This window comes from uncultured Adlercreutzia sp., from assembly GCA_910585575.1.
Lineage (GTDB): Bacteria > Actinomycetota > Coriobacteriia > Coriobacteriales > Eggerthellaceae > Adlercreutzia.
In genome coordinates this window covers 1-6,270 of the sequence record CAJUFS010000101.1, presented here as the reverse complement: position 1 = coordinate 6,270, position 6,270 = coordinate 1, and the positions used below count along the sequence as shown (strand labels likewise).

The following is a 6,270-nucleotide window of genomic DNA, read 5'->3' as shown; positions in this document are numbered from 1 at the left end:
TCTGCAGCTTCACGTTGGCGAAGGTGCCGCGCATCATCACCTCGTGGTTGCCGCGACGGGCGCCGTAGGTGTTGAAGTCAGCCGGAGCCACGCCGTGCTCTTCCAGGTACTCTGCCGCGGGCATATCGGGCGCGATGGCGCCGGCCGGGGAGATGTGGTCGGTGGTGATGAAGTCGCCAAAGTTGCCCAGCACGCGGGCGTCGGCCACGGGAGCCGGCGCTGTCACTTCGCGGGTCATGCCGTCGAAGTAGGGCGGACGGCGCACGTAGGTGGAATCGGGGTTCCAGGCGAAGGTGTCGCTCGGCTCGGCGCCCAGGTCCTGCCAGGCCGCATCGCCCTCGAACATGCTGGCCGCGCCCTGCTCGTACAGGTCGGGCGTCACATAGCGCTCCACCAGCTCGGCCACCTCGTCGGCCGAGGGCAGAAGGTCGGCCAAGAACACCGCCTTGCCGTCCTTGTCGTAGGCCAGCTCGTCGCTTTCGGGGTTAAAGTCCATGGTGCCGGCAATAGCGTAGGCGATGACGTTGGCCGGCTGCATCAGGTAGTTCTGGGACACATCGGGGGAAATACGTCCCTCGAAGTTGCGGTTGCCGGAAAGCACGCTGGCCAGCTCGATGTCGTCAGCGATGGCGTGCATCTGGGGCATGAGCGGGCCGGAGTTGCCGATGCAACTCATGCAGCCGAAGCCGCAGGTGTAGAAGCCCAAATCGCGCAGAGGCTGTGTAAGCCCCGCGCGCTCGAGCAGCAACTCGGTAGCGCGGCTACCAGGGGCCAGGATGGTCTTCACCCACGGCGCCGGGTACAGCCCGCGCTCCACGGCGTTGCGCGCTACCAGGCCGGCCGTCAGCATCATGGCCGGGTCGGTGGCGGTAGTGCAGCTGGTGACTGCGGCGATGGCAATCCAGCCATGGCTCAGGCGGTAATCAGTGCCGTCGATTTCCACGTGCGCCGTGGCATAGTCCAGGCCGCGCTCGTCGCAAATGGCATGGAAGCGCTCGCGGGCCTCGGCCAGCGGAATACGGTCGTGGGGGCGCGAGGGGCCGGCGATGGAAGGCACCACGGTGCCCAGGTCGAGCTCGATGACCTCGGCGTAAGTGCGAGGCGCTGCCGCCCCGTCGTTCCAGTAGCCCTGGGCCTTGGCGTAGGCCTCCACCAGTGCCACCTGATCGTCGCTGCGGCCCGTCAGGCGCAGGTAGTCCAGCGTGCGCTCGTCCACGGGGAACAGCGTGCAGGTGCAGCCGTACTCCGGCGTCATGTTCGAGATGCAGGCGCGCTGGGTGGCCGACAGCTCCGCCACGCCGGGGCCGAAGCACTCCACGAACTTGCCCACCACGCCGCGCTCGCGCAGCATGCTGGCGAAGGTGAGGGACACGTCCATAGCCGACACGTCAGCGGCCAGTGTGCCCGTCAGCTTCACGCCGATAACCTGGGGCACCAGCGTGGTGATGGGCTGACCGAGCGCTGCGGCCTCGGCCTCGATGCCGCCCACGCCCCAGCCCAAAACACCGATGCCGTTGGCCGTGGGCGTGTGGGAGTCGGTGCCCACCAGCGTATCGAAGTACACGAGAGGGTTGCCGTCGGCCCCGGTAAGACCCGCCGGCGACTCCATGACCACGCTCGCGAACTTCTCGATGTTCAGCTGATGGCAAATGCCCTGCCCCGGCGGCACGATGCGCACGTTCTCGAAGGACTCCTGGGCCCACTTCAGGAAGTCGTAGCGCTCGGCGTTGCGCTGGAACTCGAGCGCCATGTTCTCGTCCATACAGCCGGCGCAACCGGCCTTATCGGCAATGACGGAGTGGTCGATGACCAAGTCGCACGGCACCTGGGGGTTGATCTTCTTCGGATCGCCGCCCAGTTCGGCGCAGGCCTCGCGCATCACGGCGAAGTCGACGAACACCGGCACACCGGTGAAGTCCTGGAACAGCACGCGGGCCGGCGAGAACTCCACCTCCTCGCCCGTCTGACCCGTCAAGCCAGCCTGGACGATGCGCTCGGCCATGGTTGACGCCTCTTCAGGCGTGCGGCCATTGCGCAGGGCGTTCTCCAGCAGCACGGTCAGCGAGTAGGGCAGCTTTTCGGAGCCCTCCACGGCGCTGACCGGATAATAGGCATAGGCGGCATCGCCTACGTTGAGCGTAGACTCGAGACTCATGGGAGTGGGATCCTCTCTTACGACACGTTTTCCAGAATTTGCGAGGCGCGGCGTTTCAGCATGCCCTTGCCGTTCGTGGCGTCGAAGCGCATGCGCTCGGCCAGGGCCTCCTTGACGGAGGGGTCGAGCTTGCCGGCCGAGAAGTCGATGACCGCCAGCAGCATGTCCTGGAACTCCAGGTCGCCGTGGCAGCACTGGATGCCCTCGTCGATGAGGGGCCATACCTTCTCGGAGCGCTTCTCGGTGGTAGCGCCCAGGTAGCACAAAAAGCGCATGGCCGCCAAGCGCAAGGGGCCGCTGTCCTCGTCGAACAGCGCGGCCTCGGCACCCGGCACCGCCTTGTCGCACGCGCGGGAATCGAGGGGGATGATCTGCGTGAGGGCGTCGAGGCACTCCCAGCGCGTCTGAGCCTCGGGACGCTCAAGGGCGTCCACCAGCGCCGTGCTGTGATCGATGAGCACCGCGGGGTTCTCTTTGGCCACGGCGGCCACGGTCTTGGCCGCCTGCTGGCGCTCGCGACGGCTCGCGCCCGATAATGCCTCGACCACGGAGGCGAGCACCGCCGGATCGGCAACCGCCGCCTGGGCGAGGTTCTTGTCTTCGGAAGATTCTGAGCTCAAGGGGAACAGTCCTCTCTTCATCGAATATGGCCTTCATCAAGCCATAAGTTTCCAGAAGACATTATACGCCCCGTGTAAGACGGGTTTTGCGAAGTTGACCAATTAACAGGTCGAATGGCGTCCAGTCAATTGCGGAGCACGCGGCCCTTGGCGCACGCAAGTCGACGGGCCTGAGACGCGGCGTGCCGCCGTCCTCCGTCCTGACGCCCCAAGCTAGATCGAGTTCATTTCCGCAGCACAGCGGCTGTACCAATGCTGCCAGTTGGGCGGGCAGTACTTGCGCGCGGCGCTCTCGGATAACGTGTAACCATAGCCGCGGGCCAAGCCGGCCACATGGGCGTTGATGGCCTCTTCCCAACTGCCCCAGCTAGAGCTTCCCCATCCCCAGGCGTTGTGAGACTTGAAACAAGCGGCCCCCTTGGAGCTTTCCACCGCCGAGATAGCCGGCGACCAGCGCGGGTCCACACCGTAGTCCCAGGCGGCAGAGGCGAAGGTATCCCCCGTGCCCGCCATGGGCGAGCCCGCCAAGTACGCGTCAATGCGCGGTCCCCACTGCTCCACAAAGGCCGCCTTGTCGTCGCCCCAATTGGCTCCGTCATCGGCAGGGGCTTCCGTGGGCTGCTCGCTCGCCTCTTCCTCCTCGGCCTCGGCGGCCGCCTCCTCTTCCTGGGCCTGAGCCTCTTCTTGTTCTTGAGCGGCCTGTTCAGCGGCGGCCTTCTCAGCCGCGGCCCGTTCCGCCTCGCGCTTGGCGGCCTCGATGGCCTCGCGCTCGCGACGTGCTTGCTCTTGGGCCTCTTTTTGAGCCTGCTCGCGCGCAGCCTTGGCCACGGCCAGCGAATCAGACGCCTCTTGCTCTTTCTCCTCGGCCTCTTGCAGGGCCGCGTCCAGGGATGCCTGGGTGTCTTCCAGTTCGTCCTCGAGCGACGTCAGCGCCTCAATGGCCGAGACATTGCGCTCCTGGAAACGAGAGAGGTAGTCGATGCATGAGATGAACTCGGTGATGCTGCCCGACGAGAGCACCATGTCGATAAGCGAGTAGCCCTCGCGATTCATCTTGTAAAGCGCCCGCAGGGCCTCATCGCTGCGCTCGCGCTGCTCGGGAAGCTCTTGCTCAATCTCTTTCAGGCGGTCAGTGTTAGACGCCACCTGATCCTCGAGCTCGGCGATGCGGGCGACGGCCTCATCGTAGGCGGCTGCCGATTCCTCAATTTGCTGCTGCGCTTCGGTGATGCGCGCTTCAATTTCCTCAGTCACGCCAAAGGACGGAGCCGGCACCGCAGGCACCAGAGCCAAGGCAACCAGCGCCGCCAACACGCCGCGCATGGCCGCCGCCCGCCCCCGCGGTGCGCTTTTCGCTTCTCGGTTTACCTTCACGCCCTATGCCTTTCCTTCAACGGCGCCGATAAAGGGGCCACGCTCGATCATCGGTTTGCGGCCCGATGCCTGGGCCTCCGCGCGCGCTGCTTCGTCCTCATAGTGAGCCACCAAAGCTGATTGCACCATATCGAGGTACTTCTCGCAGCCCGAGGGCTTCAGATGGGTTCCATCGCCATCGAACCAATCATCATGATCGGTGCTGTAGGAATACCAGTCAATCAACGATACGTTGTCGCGCTCCCGCGCCATCTTCTTCAAAAGCTTATTGTTGATGTCCTGCAGCGGGAAGGGAGTTCGCACATTAATCAGAAAAACGCGCTTGTCGGGCGGCACGCAGTCGATCATCTCCCCGACCTGTTCTTCCGTCGCCACGCCGTTGCTGCCCATCTCGAAAATGACGATATCGCCATCCCAGCCCGCATCCACTTCCGCCTCGTAGAACTCGCGCGCCGTAGAAAGCTGCCGCGAAACCGCCGCATTGAGGACGGCGCGCGGGAAATAGCGATGGAAGGTGCCGTAGCCGCCCTGGCCCTCGTCGGCCATGGCAGCCGTCACCGAGTCGCCCACCAGCAGAAAGTCGGTATAGCGCGCCCGTTGCGCAGGAGGTGCCTTGGGGTTGTCCGAAGGATCAAGGGCCACAATGGTCTCAACTTCCCACGACGGCTCCTTCGCCCCTGTTTTACCCAAGGCTTGCCCGACGCTCACTTCCGCCGTATGGCCCTGAGTGGCCACGGGGGGCACCGCGACGCAGACGCCCACGGCGCCAATCACCAGCATCGCCGCCGACGCCAGAGGCACCACGCGCTTTCCCAGCGCCTGGGCCGCGGAGCCCTCGCGCGAGCGAAGCTCTTTCACAAACCGCCCGATCGCCCCATGACGAATAGGATTCTCAACCGCATAGTAGGAAAACGCCGCAACTGCCACCACCACGGCCATTTGCCCTAAATAGACGAACCACGGCGTCTCGCCCGTGAACGTGCGAGGGTTCATAAGCAGAAGCAGCGGATAGTGCCACAGATAGATACCGTAGGAGAGCTTGCCGAGCCACACAAGGGGACTGAGCGACAAGAGGCGCGCCATGAACGAATACGGATAGACTAGCGCCACAATGAGGACGGCTGTCAGCACCGAGACAATCAGAATGCCGCCGCTGTAGAGGAAGGGGGAATACCCGCTTACCAGCGCCATAAACACAATGATGGCGGCAAAGGAAACCGTGCCGGCAATGTCCACCAGCCGCCGTTGCTGCCGCGAAAAGCCCCGGGCTCCACGACCTAAAACCCGTCCCTGGGGGAACAGGAAGGCGAACAGCGCGCCCACCAAGAGCGAGAAGGCCCGCGTGTCGGTGCCGTAATAGACCCGCGACGGGTCGCCGGCAGGATCGTATAGGAGAAACATCTCCAAAGCCGACAGGACGATAACCACCATGAGCCCCCGCTGAATCGTGCGCTTCTTCACGCGGTTCTTGAACAGCAGGAGCAACAGGGGCGGGAAAATGAGATAGAACTGCTCCTCGATAGCAAGCGACCAGAAATGGTTGACCGGCGACGGCGATCCCATAGCTTCGAAATAGCTGAGATCCTGAAAGATAAACCACCAGTTGCTGAAAAAGAACAACGCCGCCACGATATCCTCGCGCAAGCGCGTAAGCATGTCGGGAGCAAAGATGGCCGTCAGCACCGCCACCGAGAGCACCATGAACACAATGGCCGGCACCAGACGCCGCACGCGATTCATCCAGAAGTGGGGCAAGTTAATGGTGCGCGTACGGTTCCATTCTTTGATGAGAATACCCGTAATGAGGTATCCCGACAGGACGAAAAAGATCGTCACGCCCAAAAGCCCGCAGGGAAGAACGCTGGCGTCCATATGATAGAGCACCACGGCGATAACCGCGACTGCGCGCAGTCCATCAAGTCCTGGAATGTACCCTTTACCAGCCGTAATGTCTCCTCTTCAGCCTCTCGTGGAGGCTATTATAGTGCTCAAGGGCCATGGGCGCGGGCACAAAGCCCGCAACTTCCCCTAAAAGCAGAAAAGACCGGACAAGCCGGTCTTCTTTGGCGCAAAAAAGCGCCCCCTGCGAGCGGAACGACCTGTCCTCCCGCGGCCTGGCGC

General features: G+C 63.7%; 4 protein-coding genes. All 4 read right to left on the bottom strand.

Translation table 11 applies throughout. From position 1 onward, the window contains the following. Positions 1-2,155, bottom strand: a 2,155-nt coding sequence (gene acnA, locus QZ307_RS10410) for an aconitate hydratase AcnA (RefSeq protein ID WP_295999609.1), incomplete at its 3' end; no start/stop codon positions are given. A gap of 17 nt (positions 2,156-2,172) precedes the next feature. Beyond that, positions 2,173-2,796, bottom strand: a complete 624-nt coding sequence (locus QZ307_RS10405; protein WP_295999606.1) for a hypothetical protein — start codon at positions 2,794-2,796, stop codon at positions 2,173-2,175. 192 nt (positions 2,797-2,988) lie between these two features. Next, complete coding sequence (locus tag QZ307_RS10400; RefSeq protein WP_295999604.1) at positions 2,989-4,149, bottom strand: hypothetical protein; 1,161 nt, start codon at positions 4,147-4,149, stop codon at positions 2,989-2,991. A 3-nt stretch (positions 4,150-4,152) separates the two neighbouring features. After that, positions 4,153-6,078, bottom strand: a complete 1,926-nt coding sequence (locus QZ307_RS10395) for an acyltransferase family protein (RefSeq protein WP_295999611.1) — start codon at positions 6,076-6,078, stop codon at positions 4,153-4,155. Between the last annotated feature and the right edge of the window lie 192 nt (positions 6,079-6,270).

Excerpts from the sequence above, each read along its gene's own strand:
- QZ307_RS10405 (WP_295999606.1), bottom strand. The coding sequence starts at position 2,796 with ATGAAGAGAGGACTGTTCCCCTTGAGCTCAGAATCTTCCGAAGACAAG.